General features: G+C 36.1%; 21 protein-coding genes. 9 read left to right on the top strand and 12 right to left on the bottom strand.

The genetic code is table 11. The annotated features are described in order from the left end of the window. The first annotated feature begins 79 nt into the window (after positions 1–79). From ppk2 to Q0983_RS04600, 3 genes are all read left to right on the top strand, one after another. Positions 80–862 (top strand): polyphosphate kinase 2, encoded by a 783-nt coding sequence (gene ppk2, locus Q0983_RS04610; RefSeq protein WP_299549465.1) that lies wholly within the window; start codon positions 80–82, stop codon positions 860–862. Between the two features lie 98 nt (positions 863–960). Then, a complete protein-coding gene (locus Q0983_RS04605; RefSeq protein WP_299549462.1) occupies positions 961–1,233 on the top strand; it encodes a hypothetical protein in 273 nt (90 codons plus the stop codon). A 1-nt stretch (position 1,234) separates the two neighbouring features. Continuing rightward, the gene (locus Q0983_RS04600; RefSeq protein ID WP_299549459.1) at positions 1,235–2,047 is read left to right on the top strand and encodes an NIPSNAP family protein; all 813 of its coding nucleotides are present in this window, start codon (positions 1,235–1,237) and stop codon (positions 2,045–2,047) included. A gap of 22 nt (positions 2,048–2,069) precedes the next feature. On the opposite strand, the gene lipB is transcribed toward Q0983_RS04600, so the two are convergent. From lipB to Q0983_RS04585, 3 genes are read right to left on the bottom strand one after another with little or no spacing between them, the layout of a single operon-like run. Next, a complete protein-coding gene (gene lipB / locus Q0983_RS04595) occupies positions 2,070–2,768 on the bottom strand; it encodes a lipoyl(octanoyl) transferase LipB (protein ID WP_299549456.1) in 699 nt (232 codons plus the stop codon). Further along, positions 2,761–3,552, bottom strand: a complete 792-nt coding sequence (locus tag Q0983_RS04590) for a hypothetical protein (RefSeq protein ID WP_299549453.1) — start codon at positions 3,550–3,552, stop codon at positions 2,761–2,763. Before Q0983_RS04590 ends, lipB begins: the two co-directional genes overlap by 8 nt. A 40-nt stretch (positions 3,553–3,592) precedes the next feature. Further along, positions 3,593–3,751 carry a YqaE/Pmp3 family membrane protein gene (locus Q0983_RS04585; protein WP_223548593.1) on the bottom strand — a complete coding sequence of 53 codons (159 nt, stop codon included), beginning with the start codon at positions 3,749–3,751 and terminating at the stop codon, positions 3,593–3,595. A 164-nt stretch (positions 3,752–3,915) separates the two neighbouring features. Here Q0983_RS04585 and lysS point away from each other — a divergent pair, with 164 nt between their 5' ends. The 3 genes from lysS to Q0983_RS04570 all read left to right on the top strand — a co-directional run bounded on the left by lysS (position 3,916) and on the right by Q0983_RS04570 (position 9,631). Continuing rightward, a complete protein-coding gene (gene lysS / locus Q0983_RS04580; protein WP_299549448.1) occupies positions 3,916–5,607 on the top strand; it encodes a lysine--tRNA ligase in 1,692 nt (563 codons plus the stop codon). A gap of 111 nt (positions 5,608–5,718) precedes the next feature. Then, positions 5,719–7,023 (top strand): amidohydrolase family protein, encoded by a 1,305-nt coding sequence (locus tag Q0983_RS04575; RefSeq protein ID WP_299549446.1) that lies wholly within the window; start codon positions 5,719–5,721, stop codon positions 7,021–7,023. A 130-nt stretch (positions 7,024–7,153) separates the two neighbouring features. Beyond that, positions 7,154–9,631: a TonB-dependent receptor gene (locus Q0983_RS04570; protein WP_299549444.1), complete on the top strand. Its 2,478-nt coding sequence runs from the start codon at positions 7,154–7,156 to the stop codon at positions 9,629–9,631. A gap of 290 nt (positions 9,632–9,921) precedes the next feature. Here Q0983_RS04570 and Q0983_RS04565 read toward each other — a convergent pair whose 3' ends face one another. From Q0983_RS04565 to Q0983_RS04530, 8 genes are all read right to left on the bottom strand, one after another. Then, positions 9,922–10,743, bottom strand: a complete 822-nt coding sequence (locus Q0983_RS04565; protein WP_299549441.1) for an alpha/beta hydrolase — start codon at positions 10,741–10,743, stop codon at positions 9,922–9,924. Beyond that, positions 10,703–11,581: an alpha/beta fold hydrolase gene (locus tag Q0983_RS04560; RefSeq protein ID WP_299549438.1), complete on the bottom strand. Its 879-nt coding sequence runs from the start codon at positions 11,579–11,581 to the stop codon at positions 10,703–10,705. The genes Q0983_RS04565 and Q0983_RS04560 overlap by 41 nt, the downstream gene beginning before the upstream one ends. A gap of 36 nt (positions 11,582–11,617) precedes the next feature. Further along, positions 11,618–12,193: a GDYXXLXY domain-containing protein gene (locus tag Q0983_RS04555; protein ID WP_299549435.1), complete on the bottom strand. Its 576-nt coding sequence runs from the start codon at positions 12,191–12,193 to the stop codon at positions 11,618–11,620. 54 nt (positions 12,194–12,247) lie between these two features. Beyond that, complete coding sequence (locus tag Q0983_RS04550; protein ID WP_299549433.1) at positions 12,248–13,546, bottom strand: DUF2157 domain-containing protein; 1,299 nt, start codon at positions 13,544–13,546, stop codon at positions 12,248–12,250. A 7-nt stretch (positions 13,547–13,553) separates the two neighbouring features. Continuing rightward, positions 13,554–14,240, bottom strand: a complete 687-nt coding sequence (locus Q0983_RS04545) for a CPBP family intramembrane glutamic endopeptidase (protein WP_299549431.1) — start codon at positions 14,238–14,240, stop codon at positions 13,554–13,556. 65 nt (positions 14,241–14,305) lie between these two features. Next, complete coding sequence (locus Q0983_RS04540; protein ID WP_299549429.1) at positions 14,306–14,788, bottom strand: hypothetical protein; 483 nt, start codon at positions 14,786–14,788, stop codon at positions 14,306–14,308. Positions 14,789–14,824: 36 nt separating this feature from the next. Next, complete coding sequence (locus Q0983_RS04535; RefSeq protein WP_299549426.1) at positions 14,825–15,292, bottom strand: hypothetical protein; 468 nt, start codon at positions 15,290–15,292, stop codon at positions 14,825–14,827. Position 15,293: 1 nt separating this feature from the next. Next, a complete protein-coding gene (locus Q0983_RS04530) occupies positions 15,294–15,437 on the bottom strand; it encodes a hypothetical protein (RefSeq protein ID WP_299549425.1) in 144 nt (47 codons plus the stop codon). Between the two features lie 150 nt (positions 15,438–15,587). On the opposite strand from Q0983_RS04530, the gene Q0983_RS04525 reads away from it, so the two are divergent. The 3 genes from Q0983_RS04525 (at position 15,588) to Q0983_RS04515 (ending at position 19,165) form a co-directional block, all read left to right on the top strand. Further along, positions 15,588–17,087 (top strand): hypothetical protein, encoded by a 1,500-nt coding sequence (locus Q0983_RS04525; RefSeq protein WP_299549422.1) that lies wholly within the window; start codon positions 15,588–15,590, stop codon positions 17,085–17,087. Between the two features lie 103 nt (positions 17,088–17,190). After that, on the top strand, positions 17,191–18,408 hold the full coding sequence (locus tag Q0983_RS04520; RefSeq protein WP_299549419.1) for a hypothetical protein: 1,218 nt from the start codon (positions 17,191–17,193) through the stop codon (positions 18,406–18,408). A 286-nt stretch (positions 18,409–18,694) separates the two neighbouring features. Further along, complete coding sequence (locus tag Q0983_RS04515) at positions 18,695–19,165, top strand: hypothetical protein (protein ID WP_299549416.1); 471 nt, start codon at positions 18,695–18,697, stop codon at positions 19,163–19,165. A 75-nt stretch (positions 19,166–19,240) separates the two neighbouring features. On the opposite strand, the gene hemL is transcribed toward Q0983_RS04515, so the two are convergent. Continuing rightward, positions 19,241–20,527 carry a glutamate-1-semialdehyde 2,1-aminomutase gene (hemL, locus tag Q0983_RS04510; protein ID WP_299549414.1) on the bottom strand — a complete coding sequence of 429 codons (1,287 nt, stop codon included), beginning with the start codon at positions 20,525–20,527 and terminating at the stop codon, positions 19,241–19,243. Between the last annotated feature and the right edge of the window lie 4 nt (positions 20,528–20,531).

Here is a 20,531-nt window from a genome sequence, read left to right as displayed (position 1 = left end):
TTTCCATTAGCAATAAAAGCATCTAAAAAGTCTAATTAAATTTTTAAATTTGAGTACAACAGCAAATTTTCAATAGCATATGTCAAAAACCATCTCCACCAAAGATTACGAAACAACCTTAAAAGAACTTCACACAGAACTGGTTTATTTGCAGGAATGGGTTAAAAATCACGGATTAAAAGTAGTTATCATTTTTGAAGGCAGGGATGCTTCCGGCAAAGGAGGTACCATAAAACGATTTATGGAACCTCTAAACCCGCGCGTATGTAAAGTGGTTGCTTTGGGCGTACCGACAGAAAAAGAAAAAACACAATGGTATTTTCAGCGCTATGTGGAGCATTTACCTCATGCCGGACAGATCGTTTTGTTTGACCGAAGCTGGTATAACAGAGCCGGTGTAGAAAAAGTTATGGGCTTTTGTACCCAGGAAGAATATGAAGAGTTTTTACGCTCCTGCCCTGAGTTTGAGCGCATGTTGGTACGATCCGGCATTATTCTGCTCAAATATTGGTTCTCCGTAAGCGATGAAGAACAGGAAAAACGTTTTAAAAACAGGATCAATAACCCCCTAAAACGTTGGAAATTCAGCCCTATGGATTTAGAATCGCGTTCAAAATGGTTGGAATACTCAAAAGCTAAGGATGAAATGTTTGCACATACCGACACCAAACAAGTCCCCTGGTATGTAGTGAACTCCGATAATAAAAAACGGGCACGCTTAAATTGCATTAGCCATGTGTTGAGTAAGATCCCGCATGAAAAAATGATCCTAGAGCCTGTTGACCTTCCCCAACTGCCGGATAAAGAGGCCTATGTACGTCCACCCATGGATTATCAAACGTTTATCCCGGAGAAGTATTAATTACTAATTCAATTTGGCTTCAGAAATTAGTCAAATTGGTTAAACAGCAGCTGAGTACCGTAGCTACCATTTTAATCCTTTTTTAATATCTTTAAAAAATGGATCTTTCACCAAAAGCGCGGCACATATATACTCAGATACATTCTGAGGACACTAAACTTGGTGACTTACGAAACATAGCCAAAGCCATAAAAAAGGACCATGTCCTGGCTTTAGAACTTTGGTCAACCGCAGCATTCAATACGCGACAACTGGTTATTCTTATCATGGACAAAAAAAAGTATCCAGAGGGTGTACGCCTAACTACCTCCCGGAATTTATTGAAATTGAAGCGAATAAACGCAATAAATAATAAAACCAATCACTCTTAAAATGAAAGCAATTAAGTTCCTTTTTTTCTCAGCGATTATTTTATGTTTAATTCAATGTAAAAAAGAAAACACTGAGAATACGCCTGAAGATCAGGTAGCGGTTTCAAACCGGGAATACTATCAACTTAAGATCTATTCATTTAATAATGAGACACAACAGCAAAAAACGGACACTTACCTAAGGGATGCTTATTTACCGGCTTTAAAAAGATTGCATATTAAAAATGTTGGTGTTTTTAAAAACCGTTTAAACGAAAAGGATTCCATTCATAAAACGTACATCCTGACCCCTTTTTCAGCAATGGATGATTTTCTAAACCTGGAAACTGCCTTAGAGCAAGACTCCATTTATCTTGAGGCAGGAACCGACTATATTAATGCGCTTCATAATGCGCGCCCTTATAAGAGGTTTGAATCCACCCTTTTAAGAGCATTTACGGATATGCCTGAAATGAAGGCAACCCCTGTGGAAGGTAAAAAATCTGAACGTGTTTATGAATTGCGAAGTTATGAATCTCCAACAGAAGCCTATTACAAACGAAAAGTCCATATGTTTAATGAAGGCGGCGAGATTAAACTATTCAAGAGACTCAACTTTAACGCAGTTTTTTATGCTGATGTCATTTCGGGCCCTAAAATGCCAAACTTAATGTATATGACTACATTCCCGAATATGACGGTACGGGACTCCCTTTGGAAGGCATTTTTTGCATCCCCTGAATGGAGTGCTTTAAAAGTTATGGACAAGTATAAAAAGAGTGTTTCCCACGCTGACATCATGTTGCTATACCCAACCGGGTATTCCGACTATTAGATGTATCCGGGATTATAAAAACTTAAAAAAACTCCGCTTCAAAAAGATTAGAAAAATGCTTTAGAAGTTTTTCTTTTACCTCAGCTTCATCAACCGTTTTTTTACCTAACTCCACGTTCAAAGAAGTAACGGCTTTTCCACGTATACCACAAGGGATGATATTATCAAAATATCCTAAATCGGCATTAACGTTTAATGCAAACCCATGCATGGTTACCCAACGGCTGGCCCGTACACCCATAGCACAAATTTTACGTGCAAACGGAGTGCCCACATCTAACCAAACCCCTGTTTCTCCATCACTACGTTCTGCTTTTAAGCCGTATTCTGCCAACGTTAAAATGATCATTTCTTCCAATAACCGTAGGTATTTATGAATATCCGTAAAAAAGTTTTCCAGGTCTAAAATGGGATATCCCACTATTTGCCCGGGACCATGATAGGTGATATCTCCTCCCCTGTTAATTTTATAAAAGGTGGCGCCTTTTTCGGTAAGTTGCTCCTCGTTTAAAAGCAGGTTTGACAAGTCGCCACTCTTACCTAATGTATAAACATGCGGATGCTCTACAAATAAAAAATAATTATTGGTGTCCAGATCAGCATCTTCCCGCCGGTTCTTAACCTTGGTATCTACAATGCCTTTAAACAACTGTTCCTGGTAATCCCAGGTGTCTTTGTAGTCTTTAAATCCTAAGTCTTGTAACTCAACTGTTTTATTCATCGGTAAACGTCAGATTAACATCCAAAAGTTTTGGGTCTTTAAGAAAATCCAGCCAGCTAACTTTATAAATAATGGTTTTATCATTATTTGAAAGCTTTGCGTTTTCTACGGAGTAGCGCTTTATCTTTTTTGGAAAGGTATACTCGATAACATAATAAGCATTCTCAAAATACGTCATAAACTCTTTATCGGTTTCATCATTTTCATCAAATTTCAATGCCTCAGTATTCCAATCTTCAGGAAGTATGGTGCTTCTTGAAAACCCGTTTTCAGTATATTCGTAACTACAGTCATAGCTATCTTCTCCCATAAACTTGCCTAAAGGCGAACCCTTCATAGCATCCACCTGGTCGTTTTGTGCATTAAGGCTTCTGACTTTTTCAATCTTCTCCTGAATATTTGTTAACTCCGTAATAGACTTAAAATCAAGTCCAATCCCAAAATCAAAAGCGCTTTTAGCTTCATCCATGGTCATTGTCATGTACATATCTTTAACGGCTTCCATCGCCATTCGTTTATCTTCCGGTAAGGCCGCAACACTATCTTTATAGGTTTCCATGATATCTTTAAACACAATAGTGGTATCCATCACCTTTCCTTCCTTTTCCTCAGAACTGTCTCCTCCTCCCATTTGAGATTTCATTTGCTTCATAAACTCCCCCATATCGTAGCTCATCAAATAGTTTCCGCTACCGTCTTCATTAAAAACAACGCGTTCTTTTATGGTACAATTAGTAAAACAAACAGTAAGGGTGATTAGGGCTAATAGTCGGAAAAATTTCACGGTACTTCAAGGTTTAAAATCAAGCCCCAAAGATACGCTTTTATCTGTTAGGATTATTGAGAATTACCAGGGCAGCAATAACGCCCGGAACCCAACCGCATAGCCATAAAAGGAAAACAATAAAAATGGAGCCACAGCCTTTATCCAGAACAGCTAAAGGCGGGCATATAATAGACAGTAAAACTCTCCAAAAACTCATATAAATATTTTATTTCTTGATTGATGTATTGGTTTGACGTAACTCCATAAACTTTGTTACATTTTCCTTAAACATTACGCCACAAAAAATCGTAAATCAATAATCGCATATCGAAAATCAAATGATTATCTTTGTGCACTTAAAATTTACATATAGTATTTAAGATGTCGCAATTATCAGAGCAAGAGCTTGTAAGAAGAGAGAAATTAGGAAAATTACGTGAATTAGGTATTAATCCGTATCCTGCAGATCTATATCCTGTAGACCATACTTCAAAACAAATTAAAGACGCTTTTGAGGAAGGCAAACAGGTGGTTATTGCCGGTAGATTGATGATGATCAAGGTACAGGGGAAAGCCAGTTTTGCACAATTACAGGATGCCGAAGGAAAAATACAAGTGTATTTTAACAGAGATGAAATTTGCCCTGGTGAAGACAAAACCAAATACAACGATATTTTTAAAAAGTTATTGGATTTTGGTGATTTTGTAGGTATTGAAGGCGAACTTTTCACTACTAAAGTGGGTGAAAAAAGTGTACGTGTTAAAGACTTCACGTTGTTGAGTAAGGCTTTAAAACCACTACCGCTACCGAAAGAAAAAGACGGTGTAGTTTACGACGCGTTTACAGATCCCGAACAACGTTACAGACAACGGTATGCTGATTTGGTTGTGAATCCGCATGTAAAAGATGTGTTTGTAAAGCGCACCAAGTTGTTTAATGCCATGCGGGAGTTTTTTAACGATGCCGGTTATTTTGAAGTGGAAACACCTGTTTTACAACCTATTCCCGGCGGTGCCGCAGCAAGGCCTTTTATAACACATCACAATGCTTTGGATGTGCCTTTATACATGCGAATCGCCAACGAATTGTATTTAAAACGACTCATTGTTGGTGGTTTTGATGGTGTTTATGAGTTTTCTAAAAACTTCAGGAATGAAGGCATGGACAGAACCCATAATCCCGAGTTTACAGCAATGGAAATTTATGTGTCGTACAAAGACTATAACTGGATGATGGATTTCTGTGAGCGCCTTTTAGAGCATTGTGCAATAGCTGTTAACGGTACAACTAAAACTACTTTTGGTGAACATGAAGTAGATTTTAAAGCACCTTACGCCCGTGTAACTATGGCGGATTCCATTAAGCATTTCACAGGGTTTGATATTACGGGTAAAACCGAAGACGAGATCAGAAAGGCGGCTATAGACCTGGGTATTGAAGTGGATGACACCATGGGTAAAGGGAAACTGATTGATGAGATCTTTGGTGAAAAATGTGAGGGTAATTACATTCAGCCTACATTCATTACAGATTACCCGAAAGAAATGAGTCCGTTGTGTAAAGAACACAGAGATAACCCGGAATTAACGGAGCGTTTTGAGTTGATGGTATGCGGCAAAGAAATAGCTAATGCTTATTCCGAATTGAACGACCCTATTGATCAACGTGAGCGTTTTGAACACCAATTAAAGCTTGCTGAAAAAGGGGATGACGAAGCTACCGAGTTTATAGACTTGGACTTTTTAAGAGCTTTGGAATACGGTATGCCTCCAACATCTGGGATGGGTATTGGTATGGATAGATTAGTTATGTTTTTAACAAACAATCAGTCTATTCAAGAAGTGCTATTCTTCCCGCAAATGCGCCCGGAGAAAAAACAAGTTGCATTGACTGACGAGGCCAAAGCTGTATTTGACACTTTAAAGAAAGCTGAAAAATTACCTTTAGGTGATTTAAAAACACAATCCGGTTTATCAAACAAAAAATGGGATAAATCCATTAAAGAGCTTACCAAAAACAATCTGGCTAAAGTTGAAAAAACAGAAGAAGGCCTGTTTGTGGAGGTTGTTTAATTTCAATATAAAATTTTAGAAAAAGGGAATCACATGCAGTGGTTCCCTTTTTTTATAATATTTTGTACACGCTAAATAGCTATCTTAGTTCAAATTATCAAAATCCAGGCAATGAAAAAATCAGTAGTTCTACTTACCATATCTATATGTTTTTCGTTCTTTATCAACGCCCAAAACATTACCATTATCCATACAGGCACCTTATTGGATACCCCCGGTGATGATCCGAAAAATAACAGAAGCATCATTATTGAAAACGGTATCATAAAGGATGTAAAAAAAGGATTTGTTTCAGCAAAAGATCTGGATTTAACCGAAACCGATGTTGCCATTATTGATTTAAAAAACAAGTTTGTATTACCGGGGTTAATAGATCTTCACACACATATTACCAAAGAACGAGAACCCGGTAAAAACCCTCATGAATGGACCACCCTGAATGATGAAGATTATGCTTTTAGAGCGGTTCCTTACTTAAAAAGAACACTTCATGCCGGCTTTACAACAGTCAGAAACCTGGGCGCGGACCCTAATTTAATTAATGCTGCAAAGCGTTCCGTAAATATGGGTGTAGTTGAAGGCCCCAGGATCATTGCTTCAACCGGCGCTGTTTCTCCAACCGGCGGCCATGCTGATTTTCATGGTTACAGGCATGAAATTTTGGAAGCTGTCGATAAACGCGTTGGTATTTGTAACGGCCCTGACGATTGTAGTCGCGCCGTAAGAGATTTGGTTAAGCAAGGGGCCGATGTTATAAAAATCACAGCCACAGGTGGCGTTTTAAGTAACACTAATGCCGGTGTTGGGCAACAACTTACTGATGATGAATTAAGATCCATAGTAGAAACGGCTCATAGTTTAGGAAGAAAAGTGGCAGCACATGCCCATGAAGCCGAAGGCGTTAATGCCGCTTTAAGAGCAGGTGTAAACTCTATAGAGCATGGTTCCTATTTAAATGACGAATCTATTAAGCTCTTTCTTGAAAAAGATGCCTACCTGGTTCCTACACTATTAGCCGGTGTATCTGTTGCCGAAGAATTAAAAATAAATAAAAACATTCCTGCCAATGTAGCTGAAAAGATCCTGCAAGTGGCCCCTGTTGTGGAGGCCTCATTTAAAAAAGCACTCAAAGCGAAGGTGAAAATCGCTTTTGGCACCGACTCGGGTGTTAGTAAACACGGTACCAACGCCCGGGAGTTTGAAATTATGGTGGCTTACGGAATGGATGAAAACGAAGCCATCAAATCTGCTACCGTTACCGCATCGGAGCTCTTAGGGATGTCTGAGAAATTAGGAACTATTGAAACCGGAAAAATAGCTGATATCATTGCCGTTGGCGGTAGCCCATTGGAAAACATAAGTACTTTAATGCATGTTACCTTTGTTATGAAAGCGGGGATTGTTTACAAAAAATAAAATACTTCATTTTTTAATTAAACTAATGGCTTCTTTTTTAGTCTAACATTCGGTACAATTTTTGATGTATATTCATCTGATTTATCGTACATTTAATAATTAGAAATTAATCTTCCTATTCACCTGAAAAATGATTAAAAAATTTGCCCTGGGCTTAGTTGCTATTGTACTGTTATCATTTACCATCACAAATAATTTTAGAGACCTGGTACAGGAAAAATTAGCCGATTACATTGACAATTATCCTGAAAAAATTTATGTGCAAACAGACAAGCCGTATTATACTCTTGGCGAAGATATTTGGTATAACACTTATTTGGTTAATGCTATCAATCACAGAAAGACCAATAAAAGCAAAGTGGTTTATGTGGAATTAATTAATGAAGCGGATAGCATTGTTTCTAAAAAGCAACTTTTTGTATTTAATGTTAATGCTCCAGGTGATTTCAAAATAAAAAAGAGCTGGAAACCGGGGAATTATGTCCTTAGAGCTTATACCAACTATATGAGAAATCAGGGTGCCGATTATTTCTTTCAAAAACAAATTCCTATTTGGGATTTAACCGAACCTGATAGTATTAACAACATGGCTTCCAATACAGAAGTAACCTCTCAAACAGCATCTCAAAAAGAAATAGAACTCAAAGAAAAACCGGATATTCAGTTTTATCCCGAAGGTGGTTATTTAATTGATGGTCTGGCTTCAAAAGTTGGTATCAAAGTCAGGGACAAACTTAACAGGGATATTGTTGTGAATGGTGACATAAAAGATTCGGACAACAAAACAGTGTCTTCTTTTAAAACCTTTCAATTTGGGTTAGGCATTGTCACCTTAATACCGCAACCTGAAAAAACGTACCATGCTTCTGTAATGATCAATGATGTTGAATACACATACCCGCTACCAAAAGCTTTACCTAACGGATACAATCTTAACATTGTGAACAACGGGAGCCATCTTATTGTTAATGTTGCTACCGACAATACACTAGGGCTTAAAAATTCTTATTTATTGGCACACCTAAGAGGCTCTTTGGTTTATGAAAAACTAGAGACGGAAAACACCAATTCATATACCATTAAGCTAAACACCGCCACCATTACGGATGGTGTAACGCATTTCACATTGTTCAATAATGAGGGGAAACCTGTTTGTGAACGTTTAGTCTATGTTGATAATCCTGAAGATAATGTTTCTGTGAATCTTGTTTCGGATAATCCAACCCCTAACAGAAGAGATAAAGTGACCCTGAATATTGATTTAAAAGATAAAGATGGAACCCCAATAACAGGAAGCCTGTCTATGTCTGTGACCGATATTGATGCGGTAGGCCATAGTTCTAAAAGTGAAAATATTAAGACATATCTGTTACTCAATTCTGATATAAGAGGCCATATTGATAATCCGGGCTATTTTTTTGAAAAAGAAAACGATGCCAAAAGACGTTATTTATTGGATTTGGTCATGCTTACTCACGGGTGGAGGCGCTTTACCTGGAACGAACTTCTTTATGAAAACATTAAAGATAAAAACACGTTTGATCCTGAAATAGGCATTTATGTATCCGGACGCACCATTTCAAAAAGAAAAAAAGAACAGATTTCTGCAGCCACCAGAATTACGTTTATGGGTAAGTTTCCATACCAGGAAAAAAAACAATCTGATGCAGATGGATCCTTTAAATATGGGCCTTTTGTCTTTATGGATACCATGCCAACCATTCTTGAAGCACGTGTGAAAGAGTTTCAGAAGGATGAAACGAATAACAACCGGATGGTTGATATTCGTTTAGATAGAAGTTATGGTCCGAGCCCTAAAATTACACGTAAGTCTGTTCTAATGCCGCATATAGAAGACCAGACTAAAATCACAAACTTTATAAACCAATCCCAAAGCATTTCTAAAATCAATGAAGCTTTTTTGGAGGAAGCCCAATTACTTGATGAAGTAGTGGTTACGGCTACTATAAAGTCTGAAAAAGAAAAGCGAACCGAGGAACTTAATGAAAAAGCGTTCTATGGCCACGCGACCAATAGAATTGATATGAAAGAATATGAAAATATGGAACAACTTACAATTTTAGAATTGTTAAATATGCTTCCAGGAGTTAATGTTGTTAACGACTCCATATCCATTAGAGGCGGTGGCACCCCTGGCATTTATTTAAACAATATTCCTGTAGAGTTAAACGATATTATTTATATGACCGGGTTTGAAGTAGATTTCATTGATGTTTTAAAAGGGGCAGATGCGTCATTTTTCCCTAATAGCGGCAACGGCGTTATAGTTATTCATCAAAAAGACGGTTCTGATTTTTTTGCTAAAAACGTTAAACGCAAACCGGGTATCATAGACTTTACATCTACCGGATTTTATACGGCCCGGGAGTTCTATGCCCCGGATCATATGTTTGGTTTTGAAGAAGCCTCCAGGCAGGATATAAGGACCACACTACACTGGGAACCCAAAATAATTTTAATGGATGATAATTCCGCCAAAGTTTCTTTCTTTACCAGTGATGCCAGAAGTAATTATGCCATTAAAATTGAAGGTATAACGGACTCCGGTATTCCGGTTTATCACCTATCTACTTTTGAAGTTGAATAACGTATAAAATAAAACCCGGTAATTTTCATTACCGGGTTTTAAAAACTAACTAACAACTTAACTAAATATAATACTAAATAATTTTTGACCCTTCTCACCGGGTCTAAATTTTTAGATAAATTTTCTTTTATGAAAATCAAATTCTGGTACAAATTGACAACAAAAAAACCATATATCCATACCTGTTTAGAAATGTTTAACAGCCTTAGATAAATTTTATAAATTTTTTAAGAATATTCGTCGGGCTAACTACCTTTTATAAACACGAAACCCGTTTTTTTCAGACAAATTTATTTGATTATATCATCTATCTTGTTTTGATACTCCTTATAGTGTCTTAAATTGTTATGGTTGCCACCTTCAATGGTAACAAAATCAACATTTTTGTTTGCAGCGGTTTCAAGGAGTTTTTTTGCGGAAGCATAAGGAACCACCCGGTCATTGGTACCATGAAAGATGGTAATGGGGCAAGTAATATTGGATATGTACTTAAAAGATTCAAACTTATAATTTAAAAGCCATTTTGTTGGAAACATCGGGAATCTGGATTGTGCTATATCGGCTATACTATAATACGGGGTTTCAAGTATGAGTTGTTTAGGGTGATTATTTGAAGCTACATAAGTAGCCATTCCTGTTCCCAAAGACCGTCCGTAAACTGTTATGTTCGTTTCTTCATACTTTTCCTTTAAATAATTATAACAATAAAGGGCATCGCTATAAAGGGCTTCTTCACTCAATTTCCCCCTACTTTTACCGTAAGTTCTATAATCCATAATTAATACATCGTATTGTTTTTCCACAAAATACTCCGCTGTAATGCCCCACCTGGATAAATCGCCTGCATTTCCATGAAAATACAGTATAACACCTTTGGGTTGTTCCCTTTTGAAATGGATCATGTTAATAACACCGCCATCAGTCTCCAAAAAAACTTCTTTAAAAGGATACGAAAAACTATACTCATAATCCTGAGGTAATATAGTAGGTAAAAACAAGAACCGCTCCTGGTTAAAGTATAAGGATGCTCCTATTATCACATAAATGACTATTAGAAAAGCGACTACCCTTTTAAGCTTTCTGCTTATTCCTTTTTGACGCGTGTTTAACATTTATACTGGTGGTTGACAGATCTATTTTTTCCGGGGTGCTGTTCAATATCTCATGGATCATTTCATGGTAGGATTCAAAATTATTCAGATTTTTATGTCCGCCACCTATAACAGTATGTAACTTTGTTAGTTTTGGATTTACCTTAGACAGCTTCACACTGGTTTTATAAGGAATCAACTTGTCATTTGTACCATGGATAATATGGATGGGACATTGCACATATTTCAGCCATTTATAAGTTGGAAGCGGATATTTTAGCAACAGCGACAAAGGCATAAAAGGGGCATATCTGGTGGTAACTTTTGTTAAACTGTAGTAAGGCGCATCCAGAATAAGCATTTTGGGATGATTCATAGAGGCCAGTTTTGCAGCAAAACCCGAACCCAATGACCTGCCGTACAACACAATTCTGTCTTCTGTGGTCCGCTCTTTTAACTTATTGTAAATAACCTGTAAATCCCTCTTAATAGCCTTTTGGGAACGACGCCCGGTACTTTTGCCAAAACCACGGTAATCTACCATTAAAACGTTATAACCATGTCTTGTAAAATCAACGGCAAACTTACCCCAGCCCTTAATACTCTTAGAATTACCCTTTAGATATAAAACAACACCTTTAGATTCTGTTTTGGGTTTAAACAGCAACCCATTTATTATGGCGCCATCCCTGGTTTCCAAATTATACTCCCTGGTATCCTGATTTTCATAATGGAATTTAAAATCTTTTGGAAGTTTCTCAGGTTTAAATAACATGTAATCCTGTAAATAATACAAGGCGATACTAATTACCACGTAAGCAATAAAAACTATAAGACATATATGCAACCAATAAGGCATTTAAAACCTGTTTGATACTAATATACAACAAATAGCCTAATTGTTTTCTACCTCCTTTTCTACATAGTCTTTAATAGGCATACCATTAATAATAACATCTTTTAAAACCGATTCCCCTGCTTTTACATAAACTATAGCGTAAACATCATTTAATAACGAATCGCGTTGGTTCTCTCTAACCGCCACTTCGGCTTCATAAGCTTTGCTTTCTTCCATGTAAAACCTGTTAAAAGGATATTCAATGTTTAGCTCGCCATTATAATCCGCATACCAATCTACTTTAGCTTTAACGTAATCCTTGTCCAGACCCGGTAAAATGTCTTTACTCACTTTATAGATCTCAGCAAAGCCAAGACTATCAATATCAAGGTAAATGAAAATAGCTTCTTTACGATCCCATGATGCATTTGTTGTTTTATACGAATCTGCTTCAAAGTCTAAAGCAATATATTTTCCTCTAAACGGATCTGCCGGATCAACCGGCCTGGTTTTGAATTTATAGACAGCTCCTGTATTAAGCACCTCTTCCCTGTTAAGGATCATTTGCGTAGGAACAACTATTTGAACCGCTGCCACTACTAAAAATATGATGAATATATATCCTGCTTTCATACGTTTAAATTTTGATAATCATCTGTTAATAAATTAATTAATCTTCGTTTCATGTTATTGTTTTTTTAATTCACCTTTATTTTCCCTTTGCTTTTTAAGCATTAAATAGTTAGCTAAAAAGAACCCTAGTCCGAAGCCTACAAACAGAAGGCCTCTAATCACAAAAGACATATCGGTATCAAAAAATCGGCAAATAATCAATACAGCAATGATAAGCAGTCCATAATTCAAAATTCCAAAATGAAATTTATCCGCCCCTATTTTTATCGTAATTAGTGCAATCATTAAGATCAACAGATTTATTAATGTTAACGGAATGAATTTATTATCAAATCCTATAAAGAAAATAACCGTGAATATCAGAAAAGCGTAATGCGAAAGATTAAATGCTGCTACCCACTTTTTTGAAAACGAATACACTAAAATTCCCGTAGTGATTACAAACAAGACTACTGAAATATAGAACTCCTGAGAATTGTAAGCCAAAGTATTTCTAATAATATCCTCCCACAACCAATCAAAACTTGTCAGGATGAGCATGTACATGGTTCCTAAAGCACCTAAGACCAAATAACCGTTTCGTCTTAACTTCTGATCATTAAACAAAGGTATTTTGCCTATGTTATATAGCAACCCGAATAAAACAACATACATCAATACACCAAACGCATCCATATTATCAACAAAAGCTCCTAAAACTATGGTGACACTTAATGGCAATAGCCAATTAAAAATTGAGGTTATGTTCGCATTAGTTTTATGTTTTAAAAGTTGCCCGTAATGTGGTAAAACCAAAGCCAGCAATAACAAATAAAACCAGGGAGTTTGTCCGTTACTTATAAAAGAATATCCCAGATCGGCAGCATAGTAAGTCATAAAAACGACATGGAGTATTGCTAACGCATGGGACCTTAAAAGGTAAATTAAGGGCACACAGAGCAACATCCAGGTTAATAGGAAACTACTAAAATTGCCTGGTATATTGTAAATCTGGCTTATCAAGGAGATAGCGGAACCCACTGCAAAAAAGAGAAAAGTTCCCGAAGCTTCTTTCCTAACAGCACTTTTGTGCTTTAGAATTGAAAAACCAACAAATATCTGGCCAATAACTAAAGGTAAAAAGGCAAAAAAGGTTTTGGTTGCCTTTGAAAAGTCATCCCAATTGTGCGCCAGGATCAGAATGATTCCCAATCCAACCAGTAAAGATCCTAATACGCCGAATACAGTAAATAATCTGTTAGGTGTATTTACTTTTTTAGATTGATAATAGGCTTCAATTTTTGAAGCACTTTCCTGTGATATAACTTGTTGCTCCACAAGTTCTTTGATATCACTTTGAATTTTTGAATTCATTTTTGTTTTAATTTAAAATGGTTAAAAACACTTCCTGAAAAGGATCTCTATTTACAACCGTGTAATAAAAGAGCGCTCCCAACCAACCGTGAAACAGGCCCATAGCATAAACATTCTTATGCTTTAAAAACACATAGCCATAAAATAACGCCAGTACAAAGGTCCCTATCATTAACCATACTGAAGGAAAATGAACCACCGAGAACAACACAGCCGTAATTAAAATAATTAATAGCTTATTCAACTTTTTACTTTTCAGGTCTTTTAAATTCCCTGCTATCAATGCAATAGTTAAAAACTGTTGTATTGCACCCCAAATGGGATATGTAAGTAACAGCGGTAATATATGCCATGTTAGATTAATGGTGTTCTGATAATAACCAATAACAAAAAAGGTAAAAATTGAGGCAAGGCCAAAAGGCAGCATCAATTTAAAAACCTTTTTAAAATTATCTGTTCTAAATCCCCAGTATTTTAAAATACCTTTTTCTTTTTTAAACCGGTAAAATATATAAGTTCCCCAGGCTATTACAGCAAAAACCACATAAGGCAATCTCCAATTGAGATAATCCATAAAAATAAATTTCCCGATGGCAGTCAATGCAACTGCTATTATTTCCAGGATTCTTATTCTATCCGAAATTAGTTTTTCCTTTGAAAAAGCAATTAAACAAGAGGTGAGTTTTGATTTCATTTTAACGTTGTTTTAAACCCCGCAATTGCAAAACAACTGCGAGGTTTCAGTTAGCTAACCAATCATCAAAACAAAAAGATCATATAAATAATAATACCTTCTGCTATCCCTGTTATTATAGACATTCCTAAAATGTCCTTAATCTTACTTCTTAAAAAGAATACAACACTTAATACCGCTATGATGGCTGCTAATAATATTTCCAGTGCATCAATCATTGACAGTAAATAGGTTATTCCTGTAAAAGCCGCTGTAATGCCTAAAGTGATCAGGCAAAACCTGATAATTTCCTCTTTTTTGTAATCGCCCTCAATAAACCCTTTTCGAAGGTCTCTTAAAACCGACAACACAAACAAAAGAGGAACCACCGATAAAAATGGTGCAAATATGACCTTAATTCCTTTTTCAATAGCCAGATTGTTATAAAAGAAAAACGCAATAGCCGTAAAGGTTAATAATCCAATTACGATAATGGATTGAAACGTAAATAATAATTCTCTTTTACCGGAATTATTTTTTTCTGATGATTTAAAAAAAACTTGACTCATAATTATAATTTTTGATGATTTTCAATAAGTAAATTTTTACGCTGATAAGAAAAAAACATGTACTGCCAGCGCTAACATTACACCACTTAAAATCCCGTTCGCCCTTAAATTGTTGTATAAAATGTAATTAAGCACATACGAGCTAACCGTTGTGGAATTAATTAAATGCGCAAAGATCAAATTGTCTTCCAGTTTCTGGTGAGTTAAATACTCAACCAATTGCATTAAACCAATACACAGGGCAATGGTTACCAGTAATAAAACCGTTGCGGGTTTTTGATTTCTTAGCTTATAAGCATCTGTATTTTCAGGTAGAAAATGTTCTATTAAAATGAATCTGACAAAAAACAATAAAGGGATCGGGAATAAAATAGATGCAATAATTTTAATCACATCTTTAAAGGTTTTTATTTCATCATACCCTAAAAAGACCAGATAAATAAATACTACAACCGATATACCTGTAGTAACTATAAAGGCCGAATTCAAATTCTTAAGCTTCATTCTAAACAGGTATTACTACTTGATTGGAAACAAGTTCCGAATAATTGGATAACACCTTATCCACCTGATATATAACAGGATGTACGCAAACCGTAATTAACAGCAGTACAACAGCAAATGTTATTACTTGATGATACAGTTTCATAATAATTGTTTTAATGATTACGAAACAAAACTGCGAAGTATTAATCGGTCAGGAAAGACAATATTAATTTAAAACTGACGATATTTTTTATATTATTTATTAAAAAATAATTACATTTATTATAATAAAACAATATTTACTGACGACTTAATGAACAACTTAAACACTTTAATTTCAGCCTTCTCTACCGAAAACCAACAACGTTTTTTAAACTACCTTGAAAAAAACAACAAACGGGAAGATGTCAAAAACATCAGTTTATTTAAATATTTATTAGATGACGAGTTAAGTTCTAAAGACATCTGTTTAAAACTATACGGCAGTCATAAAAAAGACGCTTATCATGCTCTGAGAAAACGTTTATACCAATCCATCATAAACTTTACTGCCAACAATAGCTTGCAAGAGGAAAACTCTGTTGAAAACAGTGTTATAAAATACACTATTGCCTCCAGGTTCTTCTTTCAACAAAAACAATACAGGCCCGCTTTTAAAGTTTTAAAAAAGGCCGAAACCATAGCTAAAGAACACCACCTGTTCGCATTACTTAATGAAATTTACCATACACAAATTCAGTATGCGGACTTTAATCCGGACATTAACTTAGACACCCTAATTTCTGACTTCAGTAAAAACGAAGAGAAACTCTTATTGCAAGGTAAGCTCAACATCATTTACGCCAAAGTAAAGCATACTTTAAACTCTATGACTTATAAAGGTGAAATTATTGACTTTCAGGCTATTTTAAATGATCTGTTTGAAGCATACAACATCGATATTGATGAAAGCATGTCTTTCAAATCGCTATATCAATTAATGAGTATTGTAAGTTTTTCAGCTTTTGCCACTAACGATTATTTAGAAGTTGAACCGTTTTTAGTAAACACCTACAATTCCATTTTATCGTATAAGAGCGAGGAAAAATTGCCGTTTTACCACATTCAGATCCTGTACATGATAGCTAATACTTTTTTTAGAAATAAAAAATTTGAAGCCTCATTAGACTACCTTAACCGGATGCATCGTGAAATGTTACTTCATCAGAAGAAATATTACAACACTTTTACATTAAAATATCACTTACTATTAGCTTTAAACCTAAATTTCATCAATAACCAGGAACAGGCCATAAACACACTTAAGCCCTTTTTAAACAAAAGGCATGCCGACTTAGAATCGCTTTTAGATATTCATTTGAGTTTGATGATGTTCTATTTTCAAAAACATGACTTTAAAAAAGCACTCAATATCTTTTCAAAATTTTATCACACCGATAAATGGTACATTGAAAAAGCAGGCATTGACTGGGTCTTAAAAAAGAACTTAGCGGAAATATTACTCCATATAGAACTTAAAAACATTGACCTGGTAGAATCCAGATTACTGAGTTTTCAGAGAAATCATTACAAATACTTAAAAGCCACAAAACAGGAACGTGCTATCACTTTTTTAGAACGGGTAAAACATTATTACAAACATCCGGAAGAGATAACCTCAGACACCTTTAAAACCACTGTTAAAAATTCGTTTGAATGGATCAGCGCAGAACGCGAAGATATTTTTGTAATGAGCTTTTATGCCTGGTTGCGAAGTAAAATGATAAAAAAACCTATTTACGAAACTACTTTAGACCTTATTGAAAATGGTTAATTAAAATTTTAGTTTGCCTTGGTTACCGCTTCGCCCGTCCGTGCAATGCTTACATTTGGTTTTAGTACATCTTCAAATAAAAAAATTCATGTACTTTTACCCAATGCCTAAAAAAGTTATCCTACTTTTTGCAGTGATTTTCACAACATCTTTGTTTGCCCAAAAACAGGATAGCTTATCCATTAAGAATGGTATTGAAAACCCATCGCTTTTAAGCACGCATCATTTTGGAATTTTTAATTCCAGGCTCAATACCAACTTTAAGCTTAAACCTTCAAAACATAAAACCTTATCGTTTAATTACACCAGTGGCAACAGCTTTCACCCATTTGTAGAGTCTTATTTCCCTAAAGATCCCGAAGTTAGAAAACAACTTAGTCAGGTTATTTGGTATCAACGCCGGTTTAACTTCATTGATCAGGAAACAACACCTGCAGACTACATGCGTATTGTCATTGATGCGGTTATAAAAGAATTTAGAGCGCGCTTTGATATTCCTATTAACGAACAACAGGAATTTGCAATAGCACTCAGGTCTTATTTAATTACCAAGGGGAAATATCCGTTTTCAGTTTTTACAAGCGATGAAGCCATTGAATGGTTTCATAGTCATGTTGCCGGCGGCGAAGACCCTTTCGGGAGGCGCTACTACGGCTTAAATCAGGTGAATTTTGAATATTTAGACCGGAACGGCAACACACTTAAGCTAAATAACAATGATTTCTTTGTTGGAGGCATTGAGTTTTCTCATTATTATTATCCAAAATTATCCATAAATGAAAGCAGAAACATTTACGTAAATTTTGGCAGTCACCTAGGAATTAACGCCTCTAAATTTAACCCTTCCCTGGATTTGGGAATTTCGGCCAATGCAATCAAGCACCTTCCTTTAAAAAATCAGTATCAATTGGATATTGGCCTTGGCATAAATATATTGCGCAAAAACCTGATTACATTTAGTGATGATGCCATTGACCTTGGAAACAATCCCTATTTGGGTACTTTTGAGGGAAATATTGAAGTCACCAAATTCACTAAAAAGAATAACTACAACGCATTGGGCATAAACTTTCAAATGCAAACCCGATATAATAAAAAAGAAGAAGCCGGCTATTACCACCTCAGAGGCAAGTGGCAAGAAATAAACGGTGGCTGGCATCATGGTGTCAGAACCTTATACGACCTCCTTTCAACCTGGTCCTTAGTTTATACTTATGGTCGTTCTAACTATAAACTTTCACTTTTTATGAAGCAAGACCTTGAAGTAAATAATGCCCCCGATTTTCAAACCGGTATTCACTTAAAAGTGCCTGTTTTTTAATAATGTAACGCGAGTTGAACATAAAATTTGCAAACGTCTCCTCGAGCGCAGTCGAGAGGTTTTCAAAAATTCGATATGTTCATTAGGTCTCGACTGCGCTCGACCTGACATCTCACTATAAACATAGATCAAATCATTATAATAAATCACATTAGTACCATAATAAGTTGCTCTTTATTCTCCTGAAGATTTATTTGTTAATTTCTAGTTAAAATTATTTTTCTATTAAACCTTTTTCATCTGTCAAAGTCAAAAAGGCAAATAAAAACTTATAAACTTAAATAGAATGAAAAGATTAATATTGATTGCATTAGCATTTGTTTCCGTTCAGGCTTTTGCACAACCTAACCAGGGTCAGAAAAACAAAGAAAGAGCTCATAAAATGCACAACCTTTCTCCGGAAGAAGCAGCCACTTTACAAACAAAAAAGTTGACTTTACATTTAGATTTAAACGAAAAGCAACAAGCAGAAGTTAAAGCCATTTTATTAGCCAATGCCACCGCCAGAAAAGCGAAGATGGAGGAGATGAAAGCTAAAAAAGAAAGCGGGGAACTTCAAAAGCCAACAAAAGAACAACGTCTTGAAATGGCTAACGCCAGATTAGATCACCAAATTGCTATGAAAGCGAAAATGAAAAAGATCTTAAATGAAGAGCAATATGCTAAATGGGAAAAAGTACAAGCCAAAATGGCTCAGAGGTCTAAGGCCGGGAAAAAAGGAGAAGGAAAGAAAAGAATGCAAAAGAAAACAGAATAAGATTTTAGTTTGTTGATTGATTATAGTTTGTTAGTAAAAAAGGCAATTCAGCATGTTGAATTGCCTTTTTTCATTTTATAATGTTTTTGCCACCTTATCAATGGCTTCAATCGTGACATCTAAATCCTCATAACTCAAAGCATCTGTAATAAACCAGGTTTCAAAAGCACTTGGCGCAATATAAACGCCTTCATTGAGCAGGCCATGGAAAAAGGCTTTAAAAGTGTCATTATTTCCCTTCGCGGCTGTTTCAAAATCTGTAACGGCACCTTCATCAAAATGAACCGAGATCATAGAACCTACCCTGTTGATAGTATGTACCACGTTATTTTCAGTCAGAACTTTACGTATCCCTTCATGAAGGTATTTTGTTTTTTCTTCCAAACGCGTAAAGATCTCATCATCATTGTCCAGCTCTGTTATCATAGCTAAACCGGCAGCCATGGCTAAAGGATTCCCGCTTAAAGTTCCTGCCTGATACACCGGCCCTAATGGCGCCAAATGATTCATAATCTCGTTTCTTGAGGCGAAAGCACCAACCGGTAAACCGCCACCAATAACTTTTCCGAAACAAACAATATCTGCTTTAATATTGAATAACTCCTGAGCTCCGCCTTTAGACAATCTGAAACCGGTCATTACCTCATCAAAAATCAGTAATATATCATTGGCATCACACACATCTCTTAATGCTTGTAAAAACCCTTCCTTAGGAGGGATACAGCCCATATTCCCAGCCACAGGCTCGATAATGATACAGGCTATTTCATTTTTATTGGCTTCAACAAGTTCTTTTACATTATCTATATCATTGTACCTGGCCAGTAAAGTATCCTTGGCCGTGCCTTGTGTAACTCCTGGGCTATTAGGGGTTCCGAATGTACTGGCACCACTACCCGCCTGAATTAGAAACGAATCACTGTGCCCGTGATAACAGCCCGCAAACTTTATAACCTTGTCCTTCCCCGTAAAACCACGCGCCAATCTAACGGCACTCATACAGGCTTCGGTTCCCGAGTTTACAAACCTGATTTTATCAATATTTGGCACCATGGAGACGGCTAATTCTGCAATTTTGGTTTCGATCTCGGTTGGCATTCCAAATGATGTTCCTTTTTGAGCTTTTTCAACCACCGCATCTACAACCGGTTTATGCGCATGTCCTAAAATCATGGGGCCCCAGGAATTGATATAGTCGATCAATCGGTTTCCATCTTCATCGTACAAATAAGCCCCTTTGGCTTCTTTAACAAAAACAGGCGTTCCTCCAACACCCTTAAATGCCCTTACCGGAGAATTTACACCACCGGGAATCACTTTTTCTGCTTCGGCAAACAAAGCACTACTTCTTTTGTAAATCATTAAA

Source organism: Seonamhaeicola sp., from assembly GCF_028281565.1.
Lineage (GTDB): Bacteria > Bacteroidota > Bacteroidia > Flavobacteriales > Flavobacteriaceae > Seonamhaeicola.
The sequence above is the reverse complement of the archived record's forward strand: the minus strand, read 5'-3'. Positions and strand labels throughout refer to the sequence as shown.